The sequence below is a fragment of the Roseovarius sp. THAF9 genome (assembly GCF_009363715.1).
Classification (GTDB): Bacteria; Pseudomonadota; Alphaproteobacteria; order Rhodobacterales; family Rhodobacteraceae; genus Roseovarius.
Genome location: NZ_CP045404.1, coordinates 1,595,353 through 1,622,022, shown reverse-complemented (window position 1 = coordinate 1,622,022; position 26,670 = coordinate 1,595,353). Strand labels below are relative to the sequence as shown.

At 63.3% G+C, this 26,670-nt stretch carries 23 protein-coding genes; 12 read left to right on the top strand and 11 right to left on the bottom strand.

Annotation, left to right across the window (positions count from 1 at the left end):
* Positions 1 to 40: 40 nt before the first annotated feature.
* The 3 genes from FIU86_RS08035 to FIU86_RS08025 are packed head-to-tail and all read right to left on the bottom strand — an operon-like array spanning position 41 to position 2,714.
* Positions 41 to 1,366: a TRAP transporter large permease subunit gene (locus FIU86_RS08035; RefSeq protein ID WP_152474605.1), complete on the bottom strand. Its 1,326-nt coding sequence runs from the start codon at positions 1,364 to 1,366 to the stop codon at positions 41 to 43.
* The gene (locus FIU86_RS08030) at positions 1,366 to 1,944 is read right to left on the bottom strand and encodes a TRAP transporter small permease subunit (protein WP_152474604.1); all 579 of its coding nucleotides are present in this window, start codon (positions 1,942 to 1,944) and stop codon (positions 1,366 to 1,368) included. Before FIU86_RS08030 ends, FIU86_RS08035 begins: the two co-directional genes overlap by 1 nt.
* Positions 1,941 to 2,714 carry an N-formylglutamate amidohydrolase gene (locus FIU86_RS08025; protein WP_254703974.1) on the bottom strand — a complete coding sequence of 258 codons (774 nt, stop codon included), beginning with the start codon at positions 2,712 to 2,714 and terminating at the stop codon, positions 1,941 to 1,943. The genes FIU86_RS08030 and FIU86_RS08025 overlap by 4 nt, the downstream gene beginning before the upstream one ends.
* A gap of 103 nt (positions 2,715 to 2,817) precedes the next feature.
* On the opposite strand from FIU86_RS08025, the gene FIU86_RS08020 reads away from it, so the two are divergent.
* Positions 2,818 to 3,681 (top strand): MurR/RpiR family transcriptional regulator, encoded by an 864-nt coding sequence (locus FIU86_RS08020; protein ID WP_152474602.1) that lies wholly within the window; start codon positions 2,818 to 2,820, stop codon positions 3,679 to 3,681.
* A gap of 22 nt (positions 3,682 to 3,703) precedes the next feature.
* On the opposite strand, the gene FIU86_RS08015 is transcribed toward FIU86_RS08020, so the two are convergent.
* Both FIU86_RS08015 and FIU86_RS08010 read right to left on the bottom strand, forming a co-directional pair.
* Positions 3,704 to 5,164 (bottom strand): UdgX family uracil-DNA binding protein, encoded by a 1,461-nt coding sequence (locus FIU86_RS08015; RefSeq protein ID WP_216647208.1) that lies wholly within the window; start codon positions 5,162 to 5,164, stop codon positions 3,704 to 3,706.
* Positions 5,164 to 6,393: a putative DNA modification/repair radical SAM protein gene (locus FIU86_RS08010; RefSeq protein ID WP_152474600.1), complete on the bottom strand. Its 1,230-nt coding sequence runs from the start codon at positions 6,391 to 6,393 to the stop codon at positions 5,164 to 5,166. Before FIU86_RS08010 ends, FIU86_RS08015 begins: the two co-directional genes overlap by 1 nt.
* A 173-nt stretch (positions 6,394 to 6,566) precedes the next feature.
* Here FIU86_RS08010 and FIU86_RS08005 point away from each other — a divergent pair, with 173 nt between their 5' ends.
* Both FIU86_RS08005 and FIU86_RS08000 read left to right on the top strand, forming a co-directional pair.
* Complete coding sequence (locus FIU86_RS08005) at positions 6,567 to 7,940, top strand: NAD-dependent succinate-semialdehyde dehydrogenase (protein WP_152474599.1); 1,374 nt, start codon at positions 6,567 to 6,569, stop codon at positions 7,938 to 7,940.
* Positions 7,941 to 7,985: 45 nt separating this feature from the next.
* Positions 7,986 to 9,500, top strand: coding sequence for a catalase (locus FIU86_RS08000; RefSeq protein ID WP_152474598.1), 1,515 nt, complete (start codon positions 7,986 to 7,988; stop codon positions 9,498 to 9,500).
* 219 nt (positions 9,501 to 9,719) lie between these two features.
* Here the strand turns inward: FIU86_RS08000 and FIU86_RS07995 are convergent, their stop codons facing one another.
* Together FIU86_RS07995 and FIU86_RS07990 are read right to left on the bottom strand one after the other, a co-directional pair.
* Positions 9,720 to 10,052, bottom strand: coding sequence for a hypothetical protein (locus FIU86_RS07995; RefSeq protein WP_152474597.1), 333 nt, complete (start codon positions 10,050 to 10,052; stop codon positions 9,720 to 9,722).
* Positions 10,053 to 10,199: 147 nt separating this feature from the next.
* Positions 10,200 to 11,837, bottom strand: coding sequence for an FAD/NAD(P)-binding protein (locus FIU86_RS07990; RefSeq protein WP_172977466.1), 1,638 nt, complete (start codon positions 11,835 to 11,837; stop codon positions 10,200 to 10,202).
* A 168-nt stretch (positions 11,838 to 12,005) separates the two neighbouring features.
* Here FIU86_RS07990 and FIU86_RS07985 point away from each other — a divergent pair, with 168 nt between their 5' ends.
* Both FIU86_RS07985 and FIU86_RS07980 read left to right on the top strand, forming a co-directional pair.
* On the top strand, positions 12,006 to 12,803 hold the full coding sequence (locus FIU86_RS07985) for a mannosyl-3-phosphoglycerate phosphatase (RefSeq protein ID WP_152474595.1): 798 nt from the start codon (positions 12,006 to 12,008) through the stop codon (positions 12,801 to 12,803).
* Positions 12,804 to 12,807: 4 nt separating this feature from the next.
* Entirely contained in the window at positions 12,808 to 14,028 is a 1,221-nt protein-coding gene (locus tag FIU86_RS07980; protein ID WP_152474594.1) for a glycosyl transferase, read from the top strand.
* Between the two features lie 44 nt (positions 14,029 to 14,072).
* On the opposite strand, the gene FIU86_RS07975 is transcribed toward FIU86_RS07980, so the two are convergent.
* On the bottom strand, positions 14,073 to 15,824 hold the full coding sequence (locus FIU86_RS07975) for an alpha-amylase family glycosyl hydrolase (protein WP_254703973.1): 1,752 nt from the start codon (positions 15,822 to 15,824) through the stop codon (positions 14,073 to 14,075).
* Between the two features lie 321 nt (positions 15,825 to 16,145).
* Complete coding sequence (locus tag FIU86_RS07970; RefSeq protein WP_245890369.1) at positions 16,146 to 16,811, bottom strand: response regulator transcription factor; 666 nt, start codon at positions 16,809 to 16,811, stop codon at positions 16,146 to 16,148.
* A gap of 270 nt (positions 16,812 to 17,081) precedes the next feature.
* Between FIU86_RS07970 and FIU86_RS07965 the strand changes: the two genes are divergently transcribed.
* From FIU86_RS07965 to sucD, 5 genes are all read left to right on the top strand, one after another.
* Entirely contained in the window at positions 17,082 to 18,296 is a 1,215-nt protein-coding gene (locus tag FIU86_RS07965; protein WP_152474592.1) for an alanine--glyoxylate aminotransferase family protein, read from the top strand.
* Between the two features lie 79 nt (positions 18,297 to 18,375).
* A complete protein-coding gene (locus FIU86_RS07960) occupies positions 18,376 to 19,353 on the top strand; it encodes a D-glycerate dehydrogenase (protein WP_152474591.1) in 978 nt (325 codons plus the stop codon).
* Positions 19,354 to 19,487: 134 nt separating this feature from the next.
* Complete coding sequence (locus FIU86_RS23100; RefSeq protein WP_368373156.1) at positions 19,488 to 19,622, top strand: hypothetical protein; 135 nt, start codon at positions 19,488 to 19,490, stop codon at positions 19,620 to 19,622.
* A gap of 297 nt (positions 19,623 to 19,919) precedes the next feature.
* Entirely contained in the window at positions 19,920 to 21,110 is a 1,191-nt protein-coding gene (locus tag FIU86_RS07950) for a malate--CoA ligase subunit beta (RefSeq protein ID WP_152474589.1), read from the top strand.
* Entirely contained in the window at positions 21,110 to 21,991 is an 882-nt protein-coding gene (sucD, locus tag FIU86_RS07945; protein ID WP_152474588.1) for a succinate--CoA ligase subunit alpha, read from the top strand. Before FIU86_RS07950 ends, sucD begins: the two co-directional genes overlap by 1 nt.
* A 238-nt stretch (positions 21,992 to 22,229) precedes the next feature.
* On the opposite strand, the gene FIU86_RS07940 is transcribed toward sucD, so the two are convergent.
* Both FIU86_RS07940 and FIU86_RS07935 read right to left on the bottom strand, forming a co-directional pair.
* Entirely contained in the window at positions 22,230 to 22,613 is a 384-nt protein-coding gene (locus FIU86_RS07940) for a cell division protein ZapA (RefSeq protein ID WP_152474587.1), read from the bottom strand.
* Positions 22,613 to 23,113, bottom strand: a complete 501-nt coding sequence (locus FIU86_RS07935) for a hypothetical protein (protein WP_152474586.1) — start codon at positions 23,111 to 23,113, stop codon at positions 22,613 to 22,615. The genes FIU86_RS07940 and FIU86_RS07935 overlap by 1 nt, the downstream gene beginning before the upstream one ends.
* Before the next feature lie 246 nt (positions 23,114 to 23,359).
* Here FIU86_RS07935 and tkt point away from each other — a divergent pair, with 246 nt between their 5' ends.
* The gene (gene tkt / locus FIU86_RS07930) at positions 23,360 to 25,375 is read left to right on the top strand and encodes a transketolase (protein WP_152474585.1); all 2,016 of its coding nucleotides are present in this window, start codon (positions 23,360 to 23,362) and stop codon (positions 25,373 to 25,375) included.
* A 79-nt stretch (positions 25,376 to 25,454) separates the two neighbouring features.
* Positions 25,455 to 26,657 carry a PQQ-dependent sugar dehydrogenase gene (locus FIU86_RS07925; protein WP_152474584.1) on the top strand — a complete coding sequence of 401 codons (1,203 nt, stop codon included), beginning with the start codon at positions 25,455 to 25,457 and terminating at the stop codon, positions 26,655 to 26,657.
* The last annotated feature ends 13 nt before the right edge of the window (positions 26,658 to 26,670 follow it).

Sequence of the window (26,670 nt, the reverse complement as noted above, 5' to 3'; positions counted from 1 at the left end):
GGTTCAGTTGCTCGAACGCCTTGTGACCAAGGTCTTTTGTTTAATTTCCATAGACATACCCCGGCAGCCAAAGCGCGATTTCAGGGAAGATCATGATCGTCGACAGCGCCACCACCATCACCAGCACGAAGGGCAGGATCGAGGTATAGATGTCCTTCAGCGTGATCTCGGGCGGCGCCATCGCGCGCATCAGGAACAGGTTGTAGCCGAAGGGCGGCGTCATGTAGGCGATTTGCGTGGTTATCGTGTACAGCACGCCGTACCAGATCAGGTCGAAACCAAGCGCGCCCACCAGCGGCACGTAGAGCGGTGCCACGATCACGAGCATCGCGGTGTCGTCGAGAAACGTGCCCATCAGGATGAACGACAGCTGCATCAGGATCAGGATCATCCATGGGCTGAGGCCCAGCTGTTCGGTGAAGAGGCTCTCGATCGCCTTGACCGCGCCCAGCCCGTCGAAGACCGAGCCGAAGGCCAGCGCGGCCAGGATGATCCACATGAACATGCAGGAGATGCCAAGCGTCTTGCGCACCGAGGTCTCGAACACCTGCCGCGTCATCCGGCCCTTGACCACGGCGGCCAGAAAGGCGGCGATGGCGCCGATGGCCGAGGACTCCACGAGTGATGTCCAGCCGTTCACGAAGGGCACCATCATGGTGAAGAAGATGAAAAGCGGCAAAAGGCCCGCGCCCAGCAGGCGGATCTTTTTGCCCATCGGGATGTTGCGCTCTTCTTTCGGCAGGATCGGACCAAGCGTCGGGTTCAGGCGGCAGCGGATCACGATGTAAAGCACGAACATCCCCGCCATCATCAGCCCCGGCAGCACGCCTGCCAGCCACAATTGCCCCACAGGCTGGCGGGCGATCATGGCGTAAAGCACCAGCACGACGGAGGGTGGCACGAGGATACCCAGCGATGAGCCCGCCTGTATCACCCCGGTGACCATCCGCTTGTCATACCCCCGCTTCAAGAGTTCCGGCAAAGCGATGGTGGCGCCGATGGCCATGCCCGCGACCGAAAGCCCATTCATGGCCGAGATCAGCACCATCAGCCCGATCGTCCCCACGGCAAGCCCGCCCGACAGCCCGCCCATCCAGACGTGGAACATGCGGTAGAGGTCATCCGCGATGCGGCTTTCGGACAGGACGTAGCCCATGAAGATGAACATCGGCAGCGTCAGCAGCGGATACCATTTCATCAACTTGATCGCGGCGGCAAAGCCAAGATCATAGCCGCCCCGGTCGCCCCACAGGAAGAAGGCCGCGACGACGGCGACGAACCCGATGGCGCCAAAGACCCGCTGCCCGGTCAGCAGCATCAGCATCATGGAGGCGAACATCAGCGCGGCGATGGCTTCGTAAGGCATCAGGTGCGGGTCCCCTCGGGCCGGGCGTCAGAGGTGTCTTTATCCTTGGGGCCCATGTCATGCCCCTTCAGCCGCAGGATATCCTTGAAGAGCTCGCTGATGGCCTGAAGCAGCATCAGGAAGATGCCCACGACCATGATCAGCTTGATCGGCCAGAGATAAGGCCGCCAGACGCTGTTGCTGCGCTCGCCGCCGTACTGGAAGGAATACATCAGGCTGTCCCAGCCGCCCCAGAGCAGGAAGATCAGGTAGACGATCAGGAAGAGCACGGTAAAGGCATCGACCTGCGCCTTGCGCCGATCGCTCCATTCGCCATAAAGCAGGTCCATGCGCACGTTCGAGCCCATCTGGATCGAGTACGGACCGCCGAGAATATAATAGGCGACCATCGCGAACTGCGCCATTTCCAGCGTCCAGAGCGAGGGGTTGATATCGAGCCCGATATCGCTGCCCAGCTTTGTAAACGACGACCACAGCAGGATCGCCATCATCACGAAGATCCCGTACATGACGATCCGCCCGATCCAGCGGTTCATGCGGTCGACCACAGCCACGTATTTCAGCATTGCCGCGGTCATGCCGGCGCGCCCTCCAGATCCAGCGCGGCGGTCAGCATACCCGCCAGTTCCGTTGCGATCCGGGCCACGTCCGCCTCGGCGGTCAGCAAGTCGTTGCGCACTTCAATCATCACGTTCTGCAGCCCGCGTGCGATTGCATGACGTTCAAGCGTATGGGTCACCCCGTCCCGCGCCGAATAGGGCTCGTTAAGACGGGTCACCAGCGCGGTGTCCGCGACCTTAAGCATTGTCGTCGCAAGCCCCGCATCCGCGTCGTGCAAAAAGCCCAGCTGCGTCGCGCGTGGCTTGCCGTCCCAGATGGGCGCGAAACTGTGGATCGTGACCAGGGCGGGCGGCGCGTCAAAGCCATCGAGCACCTCGGACAATGTTGCGTGGAACGGGTCATAGACCTCCGCCGTGCGTGCGTCCTTTTCATCCCGGGTCAGGTCGCGGTTTCCCGGCACCGGGATGTCACCGCTCTGGCCGGGCATCGCGTCGGGCGCTTGTGGCGGACGGTTCAGATCATAAACCAGCCGCGACACCCGGGCGAGAACCAGCGGCGCATCGAGCCGTGCCGACACCTCGCGGGCCAGCGCCTCGGCACCGATATCCCACACCGCATGGGAAAACCGGTCCTCCTCGGCCAGACCAAGCGTGCCGAGCGTGGCCGGTATCACGGCGCTGGCATGTTCACAGACAAGGCAGACAGGCGCCTGCCCGCCGCGGTTGATAACCTGCGACGGGTGCCCTTCTTGGGGCGAAAGAATCCGGTATGCGTTCGATCCACTCACACGGCACATTAGTGGGCGGGACCCGAAACCTGTCAAGAATTTTTCGTAGACGAAACTACGGCCATCGATTATCTTGTAGCAATTGCTTCAAAAGGCATCGCAGGTGACACGGACGGGCATCGTAAAGGACAAGCTGAAGGACAAGGCCGGCGCGCTGACACCGGCCGAGCGTCTGTTGTCGGACGTCCTTTTGCGGGATTATCCCATGTCCGGATTGCAATCGATCACCAAGCTGGCCGAGGCCGCGGGCGTGTCGACACCGACGGTGATCCGGCTGGCGCGAAAGCTGGGTTTTGACGGCTTCCCGGAAATGCAGGCCGCCCTGCGCGAAGAAGCCTCGGCCCAGATCAAGAAGCCGATCCTCAAGCGCGAAGGCTGGCCGCAGGGTCGCAAGGATTCCCCCGCCTTCCGCAATTTCGCCGAAGCCGTGTTCGACAATCTCAACCAGACGATCGAGCGGCTCGACCCTGCCACGTTCGACGCGCTGACCAAGGTGCTGGCCGATACGCGGCGCAGCATCTTTCTGCTCGGCGGGCGCATCACGCGCTCGAACGCGGATTACTTCTTCAACCACCTTCAGATCGTCCGCCCCGGCGTGACGCTGTTGTCGCAATCGCCCAACGTCTGGCCGCAATACCTGATCGACATGGGTCCGCGCTCCGTCCTCGTGATTTTCGACATTCGCCGCTACGAGGCGGACCTGGCTCGGCTCGCAAGCCTTGCCAAGGAACGCGGCGTGGTCATCGTGCTTTTCACTGACCAATGGGGCTCGCCGATCTCGCAAACGGCCGATCACGTCATCAACGCGCTGGTCGAGGTGCCTTCAAGCTGGGACTCGACGCTTGGGATCAACCTGATCGTCGAGGCGTTGATCGCCGCCATCCAGACACAACGCCTTGAAAAGGCGCGCGACCGGATCGAGGAACTCGAGGGCATGTTCCGCTCGACGCGGATATTCAGGAAATAGCTTTTGAAGGCGCTCTTCGGGCTCAAGTGCCGGAAGTTGCGGCGGCCGGATTCGCATGAACCGGATTGGAACGGATGACCTCTGCCGCGGCGGCCAGGTCGTCGCGCAGTTCGCTGCGCGCCGCCGTCGACGCAGAGCCGTCGAGGCGCAGGATATAGCTGGGGTGCCATGTCACCAGCACCGCACCGCCGTCATGGGCGGTCTCAACCTGGCCACGGCGCGCTTTCATTGGCGCATCGTTGCCGGTCAGGGCATAGGCCGCAGAGCCCCCAAGCGCGACCGTCAGTGTCGGCTGCACGAAGCGACGTTCGAGGTCGAGCCACCAGCGGCAATGGTCGATCTCGTGCGGGTCGGGGTTCTGGTGCATCCGGCGCTTGCCGGTGGGGCGGAATTTGAAATGCTTGACCGCGTTGGTCATCCAGCTGTCGCCGACGTCGGCCTCGTCCATGAGTGTGGTCAGCAACTGACCCGCGGGACCCACGAAGGGTTTGCCGGCCAGATCCTCGGCATCGCCGGGCTGTTCGCCGACGATCATCAGGTCGGCCTTGGCGTCCCCCCTGCCCCAAACGGTCTGCGTGGCGGCCTCGCACAAGCCGCAGCGCTGGCACTGCATGGCGGCGGCGCGGGCCTCGTCCATGCTGTCGGGCATGTCGGGCACTTTGGGTTGCGGCAGGCGGCTGAGAATGCGTTCGGCATGAGCGGGCGCTTCTGTCGGCATGGCGGCGCGCATCTTTTCCACCCGCGCCTCGGCGTCGGCGAGCATCCCGGGGATAAGGTCGGTCTCGGGCAGGTTCTTCCAGTATTTCAGCGGCATCTCCGAGCGCATGGCCTGAAGATGCAGGCGTGCGGGGTTGAAGATATTGGCGAAATAGGTCCCCCAAAGCGCCTCGGAGGCGTCTTCGGGCAGATCGGGGCGGTCTGCCGGGGGATGGAAGGTTTGGGTGCCATCCTCAAATCGGGCGACACCCTGCGGCGTGGCGATCATCCAGTCCATGTCGGCAAAACGCTTGGCGAAGAAAGGCGTGCCGGTTTCCAGGATGTGGTGATCGGGCTCGAACCATGCGCCGAAGCTGCGGCGATTGCCCTTCGTGGGCAACTCGCGGAAACGAACGAAGGCATGCATCTTATGAATGTCGCGGCGCACGGCCTTTTGCAGCACCGAGAGCTTGCGCGCGACGGGATCGGCGGGATTGGCGAGCGCGCGGCGGTTGGTCTGGTGCCGGTGAAGCGCCTGGTAGAGCAGCGTCGGCGCCTCGGTGCCGGAATGGCACAGCGCGGTCCTGGCCAGCGACAGGAACTCCTTGGTCGAGGTCACCGCGTGGGGGCCATCCGCCTCGGGCAGCGGGTCGGCGGGGAACAGGCTGGCGTCCTCTCCCCTGCCCCATTCTATCTGGTACGGGGGCACGGCATGGCTCAGAAGGCGACGGGCGGCGTCGCGCCACGCCTCGAAGAACCCAAGCTCCGGCAGCGAGGCGCGGTACATCAGAAGAGGCTCAGCTGTTCCGGCGCGGGCGCGAAGCGGGCGCGCAGGTCAACGCTGTCGGTCAGTCCGGCTGGGGACCAGTCCGGCGTGGTAATAAAGGATTTCGCCATGCCCATCCGCGCACCGATGCGCAGAAGGTCGGCATAACGCAGGACGCCCGAACGGCGGGCGGCCAGAATGCGATTGACAGTCTTGCTGCCAAAACCGGGAACGCGCAGCAGCACGTCGCGCCCGGCGCGGTTCACGTCGACTGGGAACTGCCCGCGATGCGCCAGCGCCCAAGCCAATTTCGGGTCAATGTCGAGGTCGAGATTGCCCGAGGGCGCCACATCGGTGATCTCGTCCACGTCGAAGCCGTAGAAGCGCAAAAGCCAGTCGGCCTGGTAGAGCCGGTGTTCGCGCACCAGGGGCGGCTTGATCAGCGGCAGCATGGCGGAGCTGTCGGGGATGGGCGAGAAGGCCGAGTAATAGACACGGCGCAGCTTGTAGCCTGTGTAGAGGCGCGATGAGGTCGTCAGGATCGCCTTGTCGTTCGAGCCATCCGCGCCGACGATCATCTGCGTGGACTGCCCGGCAGGGGCGAATTTCGGCGCGCGTTTTCCGGTGTGCGACCGTTCCTTGCTGGCCTGCTGTTTCAGCCGGACAGAGGCCATGGCGGCGCGGATCGTTTCGGGGCGTTTCTGCGGTGCAAGGGTGCGGGTGCTGTCATCCTTGGGCAGTTCGATATTGACCGACAGGCGGTCGGCATAACGCCCGGCCTCGTCGATCAGCTCCTGGCTGGCCTCGGGGATGGTCTTGAGGTGGATGTACCCCTTGAAGCCATGATCCTGGCGCAGCATCCGGGCGATGCGGGTGATGTCGGCCATGGTGTCGTCGGGGCTCTTGATGATGCCGGAGCTGAGGAACAGACCCTCGATGTAATTGCGGCGGTAGAATTCCAGCGTCAGGGTCACGACCTCTTCGGGGGTGAAACGTGCCCGCTCTACCCCGCTGCTGACGCGGTTGATGCAATAGGCGCAGTCATAGATGCAGAAATTCGTCATCAGGATCTTGAGCAGGCTGATGCAGCGCCCGTCGGGGGTGTAGGCGTGACAGATGCCGCTGCCGCCCGCGCTGCCGATGCCGCCATTGCGGCTGTCGCGGCGGGTGGTGCCGGACGACGCGCAGGAGGCGTCGTATTTCGCGGCGTCGGCAAGGATGGCGAGCTTGTCGGAAAGTGATTTGCGCATGTGAACGAAAGTAGAACATTCTGAGCGGATTGCAAGAATGGTTAATGAAGCGTCTTTGGACATTTGAGCGCAGGCCGGCCTACGGCGCGGCATCCGCGCACAGGGCGCGGAACATCTGGCGATCCGCCGGTGTTGGTCCACCAAGTTCATCATCCAATGATAGAGAGGCCATCATGTCCAAGATCGAGACCATCAATCCCGCAACCGCGGAGAAAATTGCCGACTACGAGACCATGAGCGAAGCCGAGGCCATCGAGGCGGTCGAGGCGTGTCATGCTGCCTTCATCGAGTGGCGTGAAAAAAGCCATGACGAGCGCGGCGCTGTGCTGAAAGCGATTGCCGAGGAACTGCGCGACAACTCCGACGAGCTGTCGCATTTGATGACCCGCGAGATGGGCAAGTTGCTGAAAGACGGCAAGGACGAGATCGAGCTGTGTGCGCAGATTTTCGAATACACCGCCGAACACGGGCCGGGCCAGCTGAAGGACGAAACCCGCGACTTGGGCGACGGCAACAAGGGGCTGGTCACGTATCAGCCGATCGGCGTGGTCTACTCGATCCAGCCGTGGAACTTTCCGATGTACCAGCCGGTTCGCGTGCTGGCCGCTGCATTGATGGCGGGCAATGGCTGTGTCCTGAAACATGCCGAGATCTGCACCGGCAGCGCCCTGCGCCTGCGGGAAATCTGCATCAAGGCAGGCTTGCCCAAGGATATCTTCCGCGTGCTTCTGATCGATCACGACACATCGGACAAGGTCATCGAGCATGACAAGGTGCGCGGCGTGACCATGACCGGCTCGGATGGCGCAGGCAGCCATATCGGCTCTGTCGCCAGCAAGGCGCTGAAGAAGACCGTGCTGGAGCTTGGGTCGAATGACGCGTTCCTGGTGCTGGAAGATGCGGACGTGGAATTGGCCGTGAAATTGTCGGTTCAGGGTCGGCTTTACAACAACGGTCAGACCTGCGTGAACGCCAAGCGGTTCATCGTGGCCGACAAGGTCTATGATCAGTTCGTCGATGCCTATGTCGATGCGATGTCCAAGATCAACGTTGGCGCCCCCGACGACGACGACACCGAACTTGGTCCGCTGAGCAGCCAGGAACAGCTTGAGACCGTCATGGAGCAGGTCGAAGAGAGCGTGAAGAAAGGCGCGAAGATCCTCGCCGGTGGCAAGAAGCTGGATCGGGACGGCGCCTATTATCCCGCGACCGTGCTGGGGGATGTCACCCCCGGAATGCCGGCCTATGACGACGAGATCTTCGGCCCCGTGGCCTCGGTCATCCGCGCCAAGGACGACGAGGACGCGATGCGCATCGCCAATGACAGCCGGTATGGCCTTGGCGGCGGCATCTTTTCGAAAGACACCGAGCGCGCGACCGAGATGGCGAAGAAGCATTTCGACACCGGCATGGTGCGGATCAACAGCTTTGGCGCGGCACACCCCAACATGCCGTTCGGCGGCGTCAAGGACTCGGGCTATGGCCGCGAGCATGGCGGCTTTGGCGTGCGTGAGTTCGTCAACATCAAGGGAATCTGGCTGGATTGATCCAGCCTCCCTCGCCTCTGCCGGAATGAAAGAAAGAGAGTAACGATGACCAAACGCAAGACACTGACCACCACGTCAGGCAGCCCCTACACCACCAACGAGACCTCGCGCACGGCCGGTGCGCGGGGTCCGGTGATGCTGGAAGATCATCAGCTTATCGAAAAGCTGGCCCACCAGAACCGTGAACGCATCCCCGAGCGGGTCGTGCACGCCAAGGGCTGGGGTCTGCAAGGCACGTTCACCGTGACCAAGGACATCACCAAGTATAGCTGTGCCAAGCTCTTTTCCGAGGTCGGCAAGCAGACCGAGGTGCTGTCGCGCTGGTCCACCGTGGCCGGCGAAAGTGGTGCCGCGGATGCCGAGCGTGACGTGCGGGGCTTCTCGCTGAAGTTTTACACCGAGGATGGGAACTGGGACATGGTGGGCAACAACACCCCCATTTTCTTTATCCGCGACGGGTACAAGTTTCCCGACTTCATCCGCACGCAAAAGCGCCACCCCAAGACCAACCTGCGTTCGCCCGAGGCGATGTTCGACTTCTGGTCGGCGCAGCCCGAAAGCGTGCATCAGGTGACGATCCTGATGTCGGACCGTGGTATCCCGCGCAGCCCGGCGCATATGAATGGCTATGGCAGCCACACGTTCTCGATGTGGACTGACAAGGGCGAGCGGCATTGGGTGAAGTTCCATTTCCGCACGCATCAGGGTCACGAGACGCTGTCCGACGCCAAGGCGGCCGAGATCATCGGGCACACGCGCGAAAGCTATCAGGAAGAGCTTTGGCACATGATCGAGGACGGCAACCATCCCAAGTGGACGCTGTTCATCCAGGTCATGACCGAAGAACAGGCGCTGGAGACCGAGTTCAACCCGTTCGACCTGACCAAGGTCTGGCCGCATGACGACTTTCCGCTGATTGAAGTGGGAGAGCTGGAAATGCACACCTTCCCCGAGAACTATTTCCAGCTGGTCGAGAATGCCGCCTACAGCCCGAACAACGTGGTGCCCGGAATCGGCTTTTCGCCGGACAAGATGCTGCAGGCGCGGCTCTTTGCCTACGCTGACGCGCACCGCTATCGCCTTGGCACGCATTACGAGGCGCTGCCCGCCAACGCCCCGAAAAACGCGGATGTGCGGCACTATCACAAGGACGGCGCGATGCGGTTCTTCACCAACGATTTCGGCAATCCGAATGCCTATTACGAGCCGAACCAGTATGACGGCCCGGTTGCCGACGAAAGCGCCGAAGAGCCGCCCTTGCGGATCGACCCCGAGGCCGTCGTGGGCCGGTTCAAGCAGGCGGAAAGCGACGTCGACTACGTGCAGCCCCGAAAGCTCTATGCCGAGGTGCTGAGCGATGCCGAGCGCGACCGCCTGCACAAGAACATGGCGGGGGGCATGGCACCCGTGTCGGAGGATGTGAAGGAACGCTGGCTTGCGGTCCTGAAGAAGGTACATCCCGACTATGAGGCGGGGGTGCGCAAGGCTCTGGAGAGCGGCAACCATGGCGAGCCGTCACTGCCAGTGACGGACGACACCCCGGTGGAAGCAGCCGAATAGCGGGATCGTGGGGTGGCAGGCCGGAGACGCGTCTGTCACCCAAGGTCGCGCGCGCTGTCTAAGGCGACCTGCCGTTGATCTTGGGCATGAGGTTTAGGCGAAATGCGCGCCGCGATAAGTGTCGTGCAGCGTCATGCGACAATGATATTAGAAGTCGCAAAACAAAAAGGCCGGCGCCTAACATAGAGGTGCCGGCCTTTGTCGTCGATGAAGGTCGCGTTACTGCGAGGTTGTCGTGCTGCTGGACCCGTCAATGGCGATAATCAGCAGTGCCCCTGCACCGGCAGCGGCAGCCGCCGCGGCGGCCGGGCTTGCGCCGATACCCATACCGGCACTGGCGCAGCGTGCCTGCACAAGGCTGCCACCTTGTGCAAAGGTCGCACTCAAGAGCTCTGCACCACCACACGCGTTGACGCGTACGGCGTATTCCGTGGCGCTCTCGCCCGCGGCAAGAGGCGGACCATTTTCAACCGGAGCGACTTGGGCCGTTGCCTGAATCGGCACTAACGCACCGAAGGCGACAGCGCAGGTCGTTGCTAGGAATTTCTTCATTTTATTCGCCTCGTTACTGTTAAGTTTCAATGCGCTCGCGCAGTGCTCACGCACGGCTACGCCAGCAGAGTAGACCGGTTGACGCCGTGATCAACCCGTTTTCCGGAGATGGGCGCCGATCCGCCAGAAAACCTTCTGTTGCTGCCTTTATTCCGGGCGCAGCGCGTTTCGGGCGACCACGCCCCTGGCCCAGCGCACCGAGGCTTGTCCGAAACAATCATGCAGCGAATCCGCCGCGATCACGCTGCCCAAGGCCAGCCGACCCAGAAACCCAAGCCCGGGGATGCGCGCGCCGTCCCTGTCCAGCAATTGACCGTCGGCGGCCAACTGGGCGCCCAACCCGTCGACCATGGCGCAAAGCCACCCCTTTCCGATCAGCCCGGTGACCAGCGGCGTAGATATCCGCGACAGGTCGGGCGATGGCAGAACCCCGTCGATCATCACCGAGGTCTCGGCCCGGTGCCCATTGGCGGCGAGTGTCCAACCCGTGGGGCTGAGCGAGATCTCGGGATCCGCGGTGAAGTCGAGCGTCACCACGCCGGCCTCGACCAAAGCCATGAGTTCTCGGCAGGCCGAGATCGGTGGGCCGTAAGAATACCGCTTCAGCCCCTCGTCAAATCCCACCAGCAGGCTGGCGGTGTCGGGCGGTGTGGTCGCCGGATTGTAGCCACGCCGCAACGTATTCTGCCATTTGCGCCAGACCTGCCCAAAGACGAACCCCGTCGAGGGCGCAAGGCTGCCTTCGGCCATGGAAATCCCGGCCTGGAGAGCAGAGATGGCGGGGCCGGTTTCCTGCGATCCGGGGTTCTGCCATTCCTTGGACAGCCAATCGGCGGCATCCCCGGACGCTTCGCCAAGATGATCCAGCACGCGGCAGACGGCGGGCAACAGAGCGTCAGACACTTGCCTGCGCGCCACATCTGGCGGCGCCTCGGCCGCGGAGGATATGGCAGCAGCGAAGCGCTGCGTTTCCGCCTTGGTCGGATCGAACCGCGCGTCGAGCGCCGCCGTCTCTGGCTTGGGGTAAGGCGGCAGACCGTCCAGAGAAAACGGCACAAGAAGACCCGGCTCTCGGCCGGAAGCGATGTAACGCCCGCTCTCGAACCGCCCGCCCTGTCCCAGTGTCAGCACCCGGATCACGTCGAAGGCCGACAGCGCGAGACCCCGGATCGCAACGGTCTGCCCGGTCCAGCAGGTGGCGTCGCGTTGCAGCTTCCACGCGGGATAGGCCTGGTGCAGCACCGCGCCGGTGCTGGCGGCGTGGGTCTGCCAGTGGTCAAGCTGCTTGTCGGGGCTGACTTCGGGCTGGCCAAGGGTCATCAGGACCTCTGCATAGGGGCCGTGCCAGGTGCCCGGACCGGCGCGCAGCATCCAGCCGCCGTCACCACGTTCCAGCCTGTCGATCACGGCGGCGTCATGGCGCAGGGACAGTCCACCCTGGCGGCGCAGATCGTCATAGCGCGCCTCGAGATAGCGACCAAGGTCACAGCGGCGGGAAAACGCATCGGGCGCCACCCCGGCATCCAGCCAATCCGCGAAGGCGCCGCAGCGCGAACCGTGCGGAGGACGAATGTCGATATCGCGCATCGGGATGTTCAACTGACAGACCGGGCTTTCGTCGGGCGCGAAATTGGGGCCGGCGCCGGGGATGCTGGAGGGCTCGAAAAGATCGACATGCAGCGCGCTTGCGGCGGCGCCTGCCTGCTCGGCCAGCGCCTCGACTGCGCCAAGGCCGCGCGGGCCAAAGCCGACAACGGCGATTTTCACAGTGTTTTCGCCCGCCATGGTCAGCCTTCGTTTTTTCCGTCTTTCCCGCATGTTGTAGCGCAATCTTCGCCGCTTCAACAGAAGGGCTGTGCCGCGGCGCCCGGAAATGGGGCGCGGCGGGATTTTACGGGCCGCAAGGTGCGTTCCGCGGTCGCCTTGCCGAAACTTGTGGTCTAATGTCAAAGCATGACCCTTGGCCCGCGCCTCCTTGTGTTTTCCGATCTTGACGGCACGTTGCTGGACCACCGCACATATGCGTGGCAGGCGGCCGCGCCGGCGTTGGAACGGCTGAGGCTGGCGGGCTGCGGTGTGATCCTGGCCAGCAGCAAGACCGCCGCCGAGATCGCGCCCCTGCGCGACGCGATGGGGCTGGCTGACTGGCCTGCCATCACCGAAAACGGCAGCGGCCTGCTGGAGCCGGGCGCCGACGGCACCGAAGGCGCGCAGACCTACCGGGAACTTCGCGCTGCAATCGCACGTTTGCCGAAAGGTTTCACCGGGTTTGGCGACATGACACATCAGGATATCGCGGCGCATACCGGCCTGACGCCTGATGACGCGATACGCGCGCAGGCACGGCAATTCAGCGAACCCGGTCTCTGGACCGGACCGGATGCGGAACGCGATGCGTTTCTCGCCACCGCTCAAGACGCCGGGCTGACGGTTCAACAGGGCGGGCGGTTTCTGACCCTGTCCTTTGGCGGCACCAAGGCGGACCGCATGGACCAGATGATCGAGCGCTACCGCCCCGAGCATACGCTGGCGTTGGGCGATGCGCCGAACGACGTGGCCATGCTGGAACGCGCCGAGATCGGCGTGGTGGTGGCCAATCCCGCCTCCCCCGGCATCCCGCCGCTTGCGGGCGAGGACAGCTCTGGCAAGACGCGCGGACGCATCATTCGGACACATGGGGAAGGCCCCGTCGGATGGGCCGAGGCGGTGAACGCGATCCTGGACGATTTAGCAACGACGAAAGACCCCTGACCACATGGCCGATTTTCACCAGAACGGAAATATCACGACCCTGCACAACCTGCGGACCCGCAGCCTGGACGACCTGACCTACGAGCTGACGGCCTTTGCCGAGACGCGGAAGATTTCGCTGATCCTGCCGAGCCTCTATTCCGAACTGGAAGGCCCCGCGCTGGAGCATATCGTCGACGAGTTGACCCAGGTGCCCTACCTGCACCGGATCATCATCGGGCTGGACCAGGCCGACGAGGCGCAATACCGGCACGCCATCGAGTTCTTCAGCCGCCTGCCGCAGCAGCACATGGTGCTGTGGAACGACAGCCCCCGGATGAAGGCCCTTGGCGCCCGGCTGGAGGAAAAAGGCATCGCCCCGGAGGAGCCGGGCAAGGGCAAGAACGTCTGGACCTGCATGGGGTATCTCATCGCCTGTGCCGACACGTCCGTCATGGCGCTGCATGATTGCGATATCCTGACCTATGACCGCGAATTGCTGGCGCGGCTGGTCTATCCGGCAGCACACCCGGGTTTCCGTTACCAGATGGTCAAGGGGTATTACCCGCGCGTCGACGGCACCAAGCTGAACGGCCGGGTCACGCGCCTTCTGGTCAGCCCGCTGCTGATCGCGCTGAAACGGGTGATCGGGGATCGCGATTACCTCGATTACCTGCGCAGCTTTCGCTATCCGTTGTCGGGGGAGTTTGCCATGCGCACGGCGATGCTGCCCGATCTGCGCGTGCCCTCTGACTGGGGGCTGGAGATCGGGGTGCTGTCCGAGGCGTGGCGCAACCTGGCGCCGCAATCGGTCTGCCAGGTCGAGATTTCCGATGCCTACGATCACAAGCACCAGGACCTGTCGCCCGAGGATGCGAGCCAAGGCCTGAGCCGGATGTCGACGGATATCTGCAAGGCAATCTTCCGCAAGCTCGCGTCGGACGGCACGGTGTTCACGCCCAACCTGTTCCGCTCGCTGAAGGCCACCTATTACCGGATCGCGCTGGACCTGCTGGAAAGCTACTACGCCGATGCCAAGATGAACGGGCTGACCGTGGACCGCCACAAGGAAGAAAAGTCGGTCGAGCTCTTTGCCGAGAACATCATTCGTGCGGGCACGGTTTTCCTGGAAAACCCGCAGGCGACGCCCTTCATCCCCACGTGGAGCCGCGTACATGCCGCCGATCCGGAATTCCTGTCGGATCTGAAAACGGCGGCTCTGAAAGACGCCGAGGAGTTCAGCTAAAGCGTTTCGTCTTTAGCTGTTGGCTCAGGTTAACGGCAAAACGCTCAAGGCCGGTCGCCGGGTGCCGCGCCTTCGCGATTGGCGATCCAGCGGCTCTGATATGGGGCCAACGTGATCACGTCCGCCGCCGCGTCGATCTCTTCCCCCGACAGCAAGTCGCGCCAGTTGTCGTCCTCGATCATGTTCAGTTGATCGGGCGACACGGTGACCGTCTCGTCGCTGACATTATGGATGGCAAAGATCGACTGGTAGCGGTCGAGGCTCTGGCGCCAGACACCGAACAGGCGCGGATCGAGGCGCAGGGTGAATTGCGTGGCATTGGGGTGGAAACCCGGCTGGCGAGCGCGGATGCGCAGGCGCTCCGACAGGGCTTTCATCACCCGCGCCTGGTCCGAGCGTTCGTCCTCCATCCGCTCCAACAGGTCCGGGTAGTGCCAGCGGTGACGGTTGATCGCCCGGTTCATCCCGCGGCGTTCCACCGCCTCGTGATCGCTGGGCGTGGCGAGGAAGGAATGGATGTAGAAGGCCGGAATGCCTTCGAGCGACATCGGGATGGTCTGGGAACAGATGAACCGCTCGAAATGGTGGTCGTCCTCACCCTTGAAGGTCGTGCGCATCACATCGAAAAGCGAGCAGTTCAGCTCGTAGGCCTGTTCGGTGCCGTCGGGCATGGTGCGCATCGACACCAGTGCGCCGGCCGCTTGCGCCGTATCGATCATGCGGTTTTTCTCGTCTAGGGGCAGTACGCCCTCGGCGGGGCGCATCCCGATCCCGTCATGGCTGGCGGTAAAGTTGAGGTAGGCGCAGCCCAGCTGCGCGGGCGGCATGGTCGCCTGCCAGCGGTTGAGATACTCGGCCGAGCCCGATTGCATCGCGTGCAGGATCAGGGGCGGCAGCGGAAAGTTGTAGACCGCGTGCGCCTCGTTGCGGTTGCCGAAATAGCTGAGGTTCTCGCTGCGCGGCACATTGGTTTCGGTCAGCAGCACAACAGTCTCGAACGTGTAGTCCACCAGCAGGCGGATCAGCTGTACGATGGCGTGGGTCTGCGGCAGGTGGATGCACGACGTGCCCGGTTCCTTCCAGATGAAGGCCACGGCATCCAGCCGCAGGGTACGCACCCCCTTGTCGATATGCATCCGGATGATGCGCAGCATCTCCAACAGCACCTCGGGATTGGAAAAATTCAGATCGATCTGGTCGTGGCTGAAGGTGCACCAGACATGTTTGTCGCCGTTCCGCGTCTCGATCTTTTGCAACAGCGGCGTGGTGCGCGGGCGCACGACTGCGCTGAGGTCCTGGTCGGGGTCGGCCTCGTAGAAGAACTTGTCATAGGGCGCCTTGCCCTGCCGGTACTGGTTGAACCAGTTGCCCTGGCTGGACACGTGGTTCAGCACGAGGTCCGACACGAGGTGAAAGTTCGAGGCGATGCGGGTGATGTCGCTCCATTCGCCCAGTCGGGGATTGACGGCGCAGTAATCCGTCACCGCAAACCCATCATCCGAGCTGAACGGAAAGAACGGCAGGACATGCACACCATCGACCACGCCGCCCATGTAGCGCGACAGGAAATCCTCCAGCAGGTCGAGCGGCTTGTGCACCCCGTCGAGTATGGTGTCGCCATAGGTGATCAGAAAGGCATCCTTCTCCGACCAGAGCCTGTTGCTGGGCGTGCGGGCGCGTTTGCGCGGGACGGTGCCCTCGGGCCAGAACGCCGCGATGATCGCACGGGCGAGATCCGGCGCGGATTCGTCGGGATAGATCCGGGACAGCAGCTCGCGCAGGCGCGCGTTCAGCAATTTGTGTTCCTGGTGCACGAGCGGATGTTCTCCTGACCTTGTCCCGCGGGCCCGGCAGTATCGGACCCGATCCGCCCCGTATTGACCATATCAGCCGGTACGATGAAAGCCGGACAACGCAGTTTGTTCAAGCAGGAAGCCCCGTTAGCCCGGTTTTTGAGCAGTTGGCGACCACGCCTGCGCCTGCCCGAGCAACAGGCCGCCTTGATCGCCGCGACTTATCCCGGGCGATGCGACCCAGTGTCGTTGCTCGCGGGTCATAAGCGGCACTACCTGGTCATACGGCGCGCAAAGGTTCCCAAGATTGCATTGTGGTCGGTGTCAGTAATTGCCGGCCACGTACTTGGCGATGGCCGCACCACGGGAGTTTACGGAAAGCTTCTGATAGATGGCTTTCAGGTAATATTTGACCGTGTTCTCGCTCAGTCCCAGCCGGGCGGAGATCTGGAAATTGGTCAGCCCATCGCCCAGAAGCGCGAGGATCTCGTGTTCGCGCCGCGAAAGCGCGTCGGTATTCTCGGAGGTCAGGCGCCGCAGGATCTCGGTCGGGACAATGGAATGCCCCTCGATCAGCTTGCCCAGAATGCGCGGCAGGCTGGTCAGGATCTGACCCATCATGCAAACCGAGTTGGCCCCGGCCTTGATCGCCGTGCGGATGAAGGCGAACTCGGTTTCCTCGGCCACGACGACGACCATCACATCGGGGTAATCCTTGCGCACGATCGACAGGACCTGCGTCAAATCGCCATCGGCCAGGCGCACCCCAAGGATCAGGATGGTTTTGCCCCTCGCATGGGCCAGATGCTTGCGCAGGCTCGCCTTGTCGGTGGCGTAATGGCCAAGCTCGACCTCGGGAATCTGCGTCACGAGCGAGCCGATTCCCTGGCAGACAATCAGCTGCCGGTCGGCCACGATGACCTGCGGCAAGCCCGTGCTACCACTCGTTTTTTCAGCTGATGTCATGATCGTTCCGGGGGCAGCTTTCATGCGCCGGCTCCTTGTTCCTCCTCACCGTCAGCTCCCCAACAGACGGATCTCGTTCAGACATAACACCAGCAGAAATACCTGAAATCAAAGGAAATTTCTGTATGCCTGTGTATGCCGAAGCGGTATGCCGCCCGATATGTCACCCGGGCGGGTAGGAATTACCCACCCGTTGGGCGGTTTCTTCCCGGTTTTGCCGCGAACGAGGCTTCACAGACCCGATTTGCATGATACGACCCTACGTCAAGTCATGTGACAGGGAGCGAGAACATCATGAACGGTTACCAGCATCTTTACATCCCCGGCCCCACCAATGTGCCGGAACCCGTGCGTCAGGCCATGAACGTCCCCATGGAGGACATGCGCGCCCCGGACTTTCCCGACCTGGTGACCGGCTTGCTGACCGACATGAAAAAAGCCTACCGGCTGGAGAATGGCCGGGTCTTTATTTTCCCGTCTTCGGGCACGGGCGCGTGGGAAAGCGCCATCCAGAACACGCTGCAACCCGGTGACAAGGTTCTGATGTCGCGTTTCGGGCAGTTTTCGCTGCTTTGGGTGGACATGGCCGAGCGTCTTGGCCTCGACGTGGTTCTGTGCGAGGTCGAATGGGGCAAGGGCGTGCCGCTGGAGGAATACGCCAAGCACCTGAAGGCGGACACCAACCACGAGATCAAGGCGGTTTTCGCCACGCAGAACGAAACCGCGACCGGCGTGACCTCGGATATCGAGGGCGTGCGCAAGGTTATGGACGATGCGGGCCATCCCGCGATGCTCTTCGTCGACGGCGTCAGTTCCATCGCGTCGATCGAGTTCGAGATGGAAAAATGGGGCGTCGATCTTGCCGTGTCCGGCTCGCAAAAGGGCTTCATGCTGCCTGCTGGTCTTGGCTTTCTCGGCGTCAGCGACAAGGCGCTGGAGGCCAACCAGCGGCTGGCCAATTCCGGTATGTCGCGCTGCTATTTCAGCTTCGAGGACATGATCAAGCTGAACGACACCGGCTATTTCCCCTACACGCCTGCCACGCAGCTTCTGCGCGGGCTGCGCTGTTCGCTGGACATGATCCTGGACACCGGGATGGAAAGTATCTGGGCGCGCCACAAGCGGCTGGCGCAAGGCGTGCGCGCCGCGGTCGAGGCGTGGGATGGCTGCGAGTTGGTGGCGCGCGGGCCCGAATGGGAATCCGACACGGTCTCGGCCATCTATGCGCCCGAGGGCGTTGACGCCCGCGACGTGATCTCGACGGCCTACAACAAGTACCAGACCTCGCTCGGCACCGGCCTCAACAAGCTGGCAGGCAAGGCTTTCCGCATCGGGCACCTTGGCTCGCTGAACCCGGTGATGTTGTGCGGTGCGATCTCGGCGGCGGAAATGGCGCTGGTCGATGCCGGCGCCAAGATCGAGCCCGGCTCGGGCGTGGCGGCCGCGCAGGCGCATTACCGCGACACGACACCCGACAACGCCAAGGGCAGCACCGCCAAGGCGGCCTGATCCCAAAGGGTTGATTGCAAGTGCCCTGCCCTTGACGCATTGTGCGCCGAGGGCGGATCACGACAAGGGAAGAGACACCATGAAAATTCTGGTAACGCGCGCCTGGCCGAAGGCGACCGAGGACCGTTTGACCAATGCCGGGCTAGGCGACGTGACGCTGCGCCACCCCGACACACCGATGAGCCATGACGAGTGGATGGACGCGGCCAAGACCTATGACGTCATCATGCCCACCGTGTCGGACAAGATCCCGGCGGAGTTCTATCCGGCGGCCAAGGGCAAGGTGAAGATCTTTGCCAACTATGGCGTCGGCTTCAACCATATCGACATCGACGCGGCGGCGGCGAACGACATCACCGTGACCAACACGCCGGACGTGCTGACCGATTGTACCGCCGACCTGGCGATGGGCCTGCTCTTGGCCGCGGCGCGCCGCATCGGCGAAGGCGAGCGCGAAACACGCGCGGGCGGCTGGGAAGGCTGGCGGCCCACCCACATGATCGGCAAGAAAGTCTCGGGCGCGACGCTGGGCATCATCGGCTTTGGCCGCATCGGCCAGGCGATGGCACGCCGGGCCCATAACGGGTTCGGCATGCGCGTGGTGTTCCAGGACGCCTGGGAAGTGCCCGAAGACATCAAGGCCGCAAACGGCAACGCCGAACAATTGCCCAGCATGGTCGACGTCGCGGCAGAGGCCGATTTCCTGTCGCTGCATTGCCCCGGAGGCGCGGACACCTTCAAGATGATCAACGCCATTATCTTCGGCGCCATGAAACCCGGCGCAATCCTGGTAAACTCGGCCCGCGGTGACGTGGTCGACGAAGATGCGCTCTTTGAGGCGCTCGATTCCGGCAAACTCGCCGCGGCGGGCCTGGATGTGTATCACAACGAACCGGCGCTCGACCCGCGGTTTCTGAAATACGAGAACATCGTTCTGGCGCCGCATCTGGGCAGCGCCACGGACGGCACCCGCGAAGCCATGGGCTTTCGAGCGATCGACAATCTGGAGGCGTTCCTCAAGGGTGACACCCCCGGCGACCTCGTGACGCCGAAGTGACGTATTCCAAGCTTTAACCAGAACCGAGCGAATATCGGGCCATGAGACATCATGGCCCGGTTTCCGTTGAACAATGGTTCGACAGCCTGTTTTCATCTAAAGCGGCGCGCGATGGCCGGATCGTGCGACGGCAAATGAGCGACGTAGATCGTTACGTCGGTCGCGACCGGCTTGCCCACGAGTTGTCGCGACGCGGCTATCACGCGGTGGAAAATGCAGGTCAGATCGTGATCTTCTGCAATCAGGAGCCCATCCGACAGATACTGTGAGCCAATTTCTGCGCAGAAATTGGTCCGGAAATTACGTAATTTCCGAGATAGAATTTGCGCAAATTCTATCTACCCAGCCCGCATCCCCTTCCATTCTTAAATAACTGTTTCGCATCAGCTTTTCCACACCGAGGCGAGCGCATCCCAATGTATCCCGTACAGCCGTACGCGGGTAGCCCGCCCTACCCGTTCCGGCCCGCCACCCAACCCGGGGCGTGCATTGCTACCCGGGCGAAAGTATCGCGCAGACCGCATTCAGGACAGGATGAGGCAACACTATGCGAGGAGGGCATGTGCATGGACATCCATGAATTCCAGGCCAAGGAGTTGCTGAGCGGCTTCGGCGTCAACATACCGCGCGGCGGCATCGCCTACAGTCCCGAGCAGGCGGTCTACCGCTGTTCCGAGCTGTCGGGCAAAAGCTGGGTCGTGAAGGCGCAGATCCATTCCGGCGCCCGCGGCAAGGCCGGCGGCGTGCGCGTCTGCAATTCCGAGGAAGAGGTTTGGGACGCGGCCTCGTGGATGCTCGGGCGCAAGCTGGTGACCCATCAGACCGGCCCGCAGGGCAAGCTCGTGGGCCGGCTATATGTCGAGGAAGCCACCGAGATCGCGCAGGAGATCTACCTGGGCTTCGTGATGGACCGCAAGCTGGAGCGCGTCGTGGTCGTGGCCTCGGCACAGGGCGGAATGGAGATCGAGGAGATCTCGGAAAGCGAGCCGGACTCGATCATCCGCTCGGTGGTGGACCCCGCCGTGGGCATGCAGAACTTCCAGGCGCGCGAGATCGCGTTCTCTCTGGGCCTTGATCCCGCGCTGATCAACCAGGCGGCCAAGACGATCATGGGCTGCTACCGCATGATGTGGGAGACCGACGCCAACATGGTCGAGATCAACCCGCTCGTGGTGACCGCCTCGAACGAGATTGTGGCGCTCGATGCCAAGGTCAGCTTTGACGAGAACGCTCTGTTTCGGCACCCCCACATCTCGGAACTGCGCGACAAGAGCCAGGAGGACCCCCGCGAGACCTATGCGGGCGACCGCGGCCTCAGCTATATCGGGCTGGATGGCCGGATCGGCTGCATCGTCAACGGCGCGGGCCTGGCGATGGCGACGCTGGACATGATCAAGATGGCGGGCGGCGAGCCTGCCAACTTTCTCGACGTGGGCGGCGGTGCCAGCCCGGAACGGGTTCTGCAATCCTTCAAGTCAGTGCTGAACGACCCCAATGTCGAGGCGATCCTCGTCAACATCTTCGCCGGCATCAACCGCTGCGACTGGATCGCCGAGGGCGTGATCCTTGCGGTCAAGGAACTGGACCTGAAGATCCCGCTGGTGGTGCGCCTGTCGGGCACGAATGTGGACGAAGGCATGAAAATTCTGGCCGAAAGCGGACTGGAAATCGAAACGGCCTCTTCCCTGGCGGAAGCGGCGGAGAAGGTGGTGGCCGCGTGGCGCTCCACCGACAGCGCATATGCGGAGGCAAGCTGATGGCGATCATCATCGACAAGGATACCCGCGTTCTGGTGACCGGAATCACCGGCCGGATCGGCAGTTTTCACGCCCAAGACATGATCAGCCACGGTACCAACGTGGTGGGCGGCGTCACCCCCGGGAAAGGCGGCACCAAGCATCTTGGCCTGCCGGTGTTCAACACCGTAAAGGGCGCGGTCGCGGAAACCGATGCAGAGCTGGTCGTCAGCTTCGTCCCCCCGCCATTCGCCGCCGATTCGATCATGGAAGCGGCGGATGCGGGCATCAAGACCTGCGTCTGCATAGCCGACGGCGTGCCCGCGCAGGACATGATCGACGTCAAACGCTACATGCGCCGGTACAAAGCCGACAAACGCATGCGCCTGATCGGCCCGAACTGTGCGGGGATCATCACGCCGGGGCAGGCCTTTGCCGGGCTGATGCCGCCGTCGATCTACAAGCCGGGGCGCGTTGGCATCGTCGGGCGCTCGGGCACGCTGGGCTATGAGGCCGCCAGCCAGATGAGCGCGCATGGCATCGGCGTCAGCTCCTCCATCGGGATCGGCGGCGACCCGATCAACGGGTCCAGCTTCAAGGACATCCTCGAGCTGTTCGAGGCCGACCCCGACACCGATGCCGTGGTGCTGGTGGGCGAGATCGGCGGCCCGCAGGAAGCCGAGGCGGCGGAATATATCCGCGATCACATGAGCAAACCCGTGGCGGCCTATATTGCGGGCTTGTCGGCGCCCAAGGGCCGGCGCATGGGGCATGCGGGCGCAATCGTATCGGCCTTCGGCGAGTCGGCGCAGGAAAAGGTCGACATCCTCAAGCAGGCGGGCGTGACCATCGTGCCCACGCCCTCGTCCTTTGGGGAGGTGGTCGAAAAAATGGTGGCCTGACCCACGTCAGGGCGGCGCGCACTCTCCCAAGCGTTGCGCCGAACCTGGGCCATCGAGAAGCCCCGGCATGTCATTTGCCGGGGCTTGAAGCGTTTCGCGAAAAACCTGAAACACAAATTTTCACGAAACGCAGTGCTCCGCTCAATCGTTGCACGCGTTCCGCCTTTAGCTGATGCCTCAGGCTAAAGGCGGAACGCTTTATTCATTTCAACAGCTTGCAAGGCAAAGCTCGTTCGCGTCAGCGTTCGATCTGGTCGGCAAGGCTTTCGGCGCGCGCGGCGATCTCGGCCAGCGACTCTGTGACCTGATCCGGAATCACCGCCACTTCGACGCGCTCGGGCTCGGGCTGAGGCGCATTGCGCAACTGGCCCAGCTCGGCCTCCTTCTCGGCCATCTTGTCCTCGGCCTCGCGCAGCTTGTCCTGCACGCCCGCGGTCTTATCGGCCAGCATCAGCCCAGCCATGAGTAACATGCGGGACTCGGGGATGCGGCCGATCTGGGCCGACAGCACGCTGGCCTCTTCATCCAGCATCTTCGCGGCGGCGTGCAGGTAGTGTTCCTCGCCTTCCTGGCAGGCCACCTCGAAGGTGCGTCCGCCGATCTCGATCTCGACTTCGGGCATCAGGCGTCCTCCGATTTGGGGGTATCAGGTGTCTCCGCGCCTTCCAGCACGGCGGTCAGCTCCGACAGGATCGCGCTGGTTTCGGCGCGGTCGGCTGCATGGTTGGCGCGCAGACTTTCCAGTTCGGCCATCATCGACTTGTTGATCAGGTGCGCCTCGCCCACGCCCGCGGCATTGGCCTCGCGCAGGGCGACGTTGTTGTCGCGCAGCTGCTGGTTAGCACGGCGCAGGGACTGCAACTCACCATCCAGCCGCGACAGGGATTGCGCGTTCTGCTCGCGCAGCGCCTCCAGTTCCTCTTCCAGTGCGTTACGCTTGTCGCGCAGGGTCTTTACCCGCTCTTCGAGCTGTTCATTGGCCAGTTTCTCGTCTTCCAGTGCCTGCCTGACCTCGGCCAGTTCGGCAGGGTCCGCGACCGCGTCAGTTCCCGCCTCCAGCCCGCTGCCGATGCGGTCCAGCGCGGCGTTGATGCGCCGCTGCAGTTCCTCTATTTCGCTCATGTCCTCGGTCCCCGTCTCGCGTTGCCTGTCGTCGTCGTGGTGCGATCCGATCCGTCCTACTGCACTCCTGTAGAGGGCCGGGCGCGAATCGCCTGCGTGAAGCATGTGCCGCAACTCTACTCAATGGCTGCACAAATTGCGCCCCTTAACGTGATACTGCAACTTAGGCGGCGCGGGGGCGCTTGATCTTTGCTTCGGGGCTGGTATGCACGGCCCCGAACGCCATTTCCAAAAGGACGCTGCCCCGTGGATATCGCTGCCCTGCGCTCTGCTCATCCCGATCACTGGAACAAGGCCGCCGCCATTCGCGCGCTGACGCTCGACGCGGTGCATGCTGCCAATTCGGGCCATTCCGGCATGCCGATGGGCATGGCCGACGTGGCCACGGTGCTTTATGAAAAGCACCTGAAATTCGACGCGAGCGCCCCCAACTGGCCCGACCGCGACAGGTTCATCCTGTCGGCCGGCCACGGCTCGATGCTGCTTTACTCCCTGCTCTACCTGACGGGCTACGAGGGCATGACGCTCGACCAGATCAAGAACTTCCGCCAGTGGGGCGCGATCACGGCGGGCCACCCGGAAAACTTCCTGCATGACGGGATCGAGACCACCACCGGCCCGCTGGGTCAGGGCATCTCGAACGCTGTCGGTTTCGCCATTGCCGAAGAGGCGCTGCGTGCGCGCTTCGGCAAGAAGGTCGTGGATCACCACACCTATGTCATCGCCGGCGACGGCTGCCTGATGGAGGGCGTCAGCCACGAGGCGATCGGCCTTGCCGGGCGGCTGGGCTTGGGCAAGCTGATCGTGCTGTGGGACAACAACAACATCACCATCGACGGCAAGGTCGATCTGGCCAGCCGCACCGACCAGGTGAAGCGCTTCCGCGCCGAAGGCTGGCAGGTGATCGAGATCGACGGCCACGACCCCGAAGAGATCGACGCGGCGCTGACCAAGGCCAAGACCGGCCGCCGCCCCACGATGATCGCCTGCAAGACGCATATCGCGTTGGGCCACGCCGCGCAGGATACCTCGAAAGGTCACGGCGCGCTGACCGACGCCGACCAGATGGCAGCGGCGAAAGAGGCCTATGGCTGGACCACCGGCCCGTTCGAGGTTCCCACCGACATCAAGAAAGCTTGGGAAGCTATCGGCAAACGCGGCGCCGAGGCGCATGCCGAATGGAAAACCCGCATGGGCGAGCTGAGCGACCGCCGCCAGGCCGAGTTCACCCGCGTCATGGACGGGGAGGTGCCGAAATCTCTGGCCTCGCGCATCCGGGCGCTGAAAAAGCAGATTTCCGAGGAATGCCCCAAGGTCGCCACCCGCAAGTCGAGCGAGATGGTGCTGGAGGTCGTGAACCCGGTCATGCAGGAAACCATCGGCGGATCGGCCGACCTCAGTGGCTCGAACAACACCAAGTCGGGCGACATGAGTGTATTCGACGAGGGCAACCGCAAGGGCCGCTACATCCATTACGGCATTCGCGAGCACGGCATGGCCGCCGCGATGAACGGCATGGCCTTGCATGGCGGCATCAGGCCCTACGGCGGCACCTTCATGTGCTTTACCGACTACGCCCGTCCGGCGATGCGGCTGGCCGCGCTGATGAAGGTGCCCAGCGTTTTCGTGATGACCCATGACAGCATCGGCCTGGGCGAGGACGGTCCCACCCATCAGCCGATCGAGCACCTGGCGATCAGCCGCGCGACGCCGAACACCAACGTCTTCCGCCCCTGCGACACGGTGGAGACGGCCGAGGCGTGGGAGCTGGCGCTGACCTCGAAATCCACGCCTTCGGTCCTGTCGCTGACCCGCCAGGGCGTGCCGACGCTGCGCAATGAGCACAAGCAGAAGAACCTGACCGCCCAGGGCGCCTACGTGCTGGCCGATGCCGAGGGCAAGCGGCAGGCGCTGTTGATGGCGACCGGCTCGGAAGTGGCGATTGCCATGACCGCGCGCGACCTGTTGCAGGCCGAAGGCATCGGCACGCGCGTCGTCTCGATGCCCTGCTGGGAGCTTTTCGAGGAACAGGACGAGTCCTACCGTCGCAAGGTCCTGCCTGCCGGCCCCGTCCGCGTGGCGGTCGAGGCCGCCATCCGCTTCGGCTGGGACCGCTGGCTTTACGGCGAGCGCGGCAAGCGCGAGAAATCGGGCTTTGTCGGGATGCACGGCTTCGGCGCCTCGGCCCCGGCCGAGGTCCTTTACGAGCAGTTCGGCATCACCGCCGAGGCCGTGGCCGCGAAAGCCAAGTCGCTGCTCTGACGCATCTGTGATCGCGCGCGCGGGAACCGCGCGCGCGATACCGGGTTTCTGCTTCGACGCATCAAAGGAGAAACCCCATATGACCTTCCGCCCGATCCTGACCGGAACCGCCCTGCTCATCGCCCTGCCCGCTTATGGGCAGAATTTCGAGCGTGCGCCGCGCAATACCGATCTTGAGCCGGCCTTCGAGGGCCAGCTGCGCGCCCCGCTGGAAACCAGCGACGTGGCCCTTGAAGTCACCGATATCGCGACCGGGCTGGAACATCCCTGGGGGGTCGCTCTGTTGCCCGAGGATGGCGGCTACCTTGTGACCGAACGCCCGGGCCGCCTGCGCCACGTGGCGGAGGATGGAACCCTGTCCGGACCGATTGCCGGCATGCCCGAGGTGGCCGCGCGCGGTCAGGGCGGCTTGCTCGATGTCGTGCTGTCCCCCGACTTCGCCGAGACCCGCCGCATCTATATCAGCTATGCCAAACCGGTCGGGGACGACCTGATGGCAACTGCCGCCGCCTATGGCACGCTGAGCGAGGATATGACCGAGGTCACCGACCTGACGGAGATCTTCGTACAGGAGCCGGGTGCGACGGTGGCAAAGCATTTCGGCTCGCGGATCGTGTTCGATAACGCGGGGCACGTGTTCATCACCACCGGCGAACATTCGTCGATGAAGTACCGCGAGTATGCTCAGGATACGTCCAACACCTACGGCGTCATCATCCGGATGACGCTCGATGGCGAGGTGCCAGACGACAATCCCTTCGTCGGCGACGACAACGCCATCGACAGCATCTGGTCCTACGGTCACCGCAATATCCAGGGCGCTACCATGCGCGACGGTGTGCTTTGGGAGGTCGAGCACGGCCCCAAGGGCGGTGACGAGCTGAACCGCCCCGAACCGGGCAAGAACTACGGCTGGCCGGTCATTTCGTACGGTGAGACCTATGGCGGGTCGCCCATCGGGTCGGGCGAGGCACAGCGCGACGGCATGGAACAGCCGGTCTATTTCTGGGACCCGGTGATCGCGCCGGGCGACATGACCACCTATGACGGTGGCATGTTCAGCGACTGGGACGGCGATTTCCTGATCGGGTCGCTGAAACCCGGCGGCATTGTCCGGCTGGAAATGGACGGCGATGGCAAAGTCGCCGCGGAAGAGCGCATGGCTATGGATCTGGGCCGCGTGCGTGACGTGGACGTGGATAGCGACGGATCGATCCTGGCAATCACCGATTATGCCGACGGACGCCTGGTGCGGATCACGACAAACGGCAACGACAGCTAAGGCTGATCCCACC

What these genes read in the sequence shown, in the direction of transcription:
- FIU86_RS08005 (WP_152474599.1), top strand. Translation starts at nt 6,567, where the DNA reads ATGTCCAAGATCGAGACCATCAATCCCGCAACCGCGGAGAAAATTGCC.
- FIU86_RS08035 (WP_152474605.1), bottom strand. Translation starts at nt 1,366, where the DNA reads ATGCCTTACGAAGCCATCGCCGCGCTGATGTTCGCCTCCATGATGCTG.
- FIU86_RS07960 (WP_152474591.1), top strand. Translation starts at nt 18,376, where the DNA reads ATGAAAATTCTGGTAACGCGCGCCTGGCCGAAGGCGACCGAGGACCGT.
- FIU86_RS07965 (WP_152474592.1), top strand. Translation starts at nt 17,082, where the DNA reads ATGAACGGTTACCAGCATCTTTACATCCCCGGCCCCACCAATGTGCCG.
- FIU86_RS07935 (WP_152474586.1), bottom strand. Translation starts at nt 23,113, where the DNA reads ATGAGCGAAATAGAGGAACTGCAGCGGCGCATCAACGCCGCGCTGGAC.
- FIU86_RS08010 (WP_152474600.1), bottom strand. Translation starts at nt 6,393, where the DNA reads ATGCGCAAATCACTTTCCGACAAGCTCGCCATCCTTGCCGACGCCGCG.
- FIU86_RS08015 (WP_216647208.1), bottom strand. Translation starts at nt 5,164, where the DNA reads ATGTACCGCGCCTCGCTGCCGGAGCTTGGGTTCTTCGAGGCGTGGCGC.
- FIU86_RS08000 (WP_152474598.1), top strand. Translation starts at nt 7,986, where the DNA reads ATGACCAAACGCAAGACACTGACCACCACGTCAGGCAGCCCCTACACC.
- FIU86_RS07995 (WP_152474597.1), bottom strand. Translation starts at nt 10,052, where the DNA reads ATGAAGAAATTCCTAGCAACGACCTGCGCTGTCGCCTTCGGTGCGTTA.
- FIU86_RS07990 (WP_172977466.1), bottom strand. Translation starts at nt 11,837, where the DNA reads ATGGCGGGCGAAAACACTGTGAAAATCGCCGTTGTCGGCTTTGGCCCG.
- FIU86_RS07985 (WP_152474595.1), top strand. Translation starts at nt 12,006, where the DNA reads ATGACCCTTGGCCCGCGCCTCCTTGTGTTTTCCGATCTTGACGGCACG.
- FIU86_RS07940 (WP_152474587.1), bottom strand. Translation starts at nt 22,613, where the DNA reads ATGCCCGAAGTCGAGATCGAGATCGGCGGACGCACCTTCGAGGTGGCC.
- FIU86_RS07925 (WP_152474584.1), top strand. Translation starts at nt 25,455, where the DNA reads ATGACCTTCCGCCCGATCCTGACCGGAACCGCCCTGCTCATCGCCCTG.
- FIU86_RS07980 (WP_152474594.1), top strand. Translation starts at nt 12,808, where the DNA reads ATGGCCGATTTTCACCAGAACGGAAATATCACGACCCTGCACAACCTG.
- FIU86_RS07970 (WP_245890369.1), bottom strand. Translation starts at nt 16,811, where the DNA reads ATGAAAGCTGCCCCCGGAACGATCATGACATCAGCTGAAAAAACGAGT.
- FIU86_RS23100 (WP_368373156.1), top strand. Translation starts at nt 19,488, where the DNA reads ATGAGCGACGTAGATCGTTACGTCGGTCGCGACCGGCTTGCCCACGAG.
- sucD (WP_152474588.1), top strand. Translation starts at nt 21,110, where the DNA reads ATGGCGATCATCATCGACAAGGATACCCGCGTTCTGGTGACCGGAATC.
- FIU86_RS08030 (WP_152474604.1), bottom strand. Translation starts at nt 1,944, where the DNA reads ATGACCGCGGCAATGCTGAAATACGTGGCTGTGGTCGACCGCATGAAC.
- FIU86_RS07950 (WP_152474589.1), top strand. Translation starts at nt 19,920, where the DNA reads ATGGACATCCATGAATTCCAGGCCAAGGAGTTGCTGAGCGGCTTCGGC.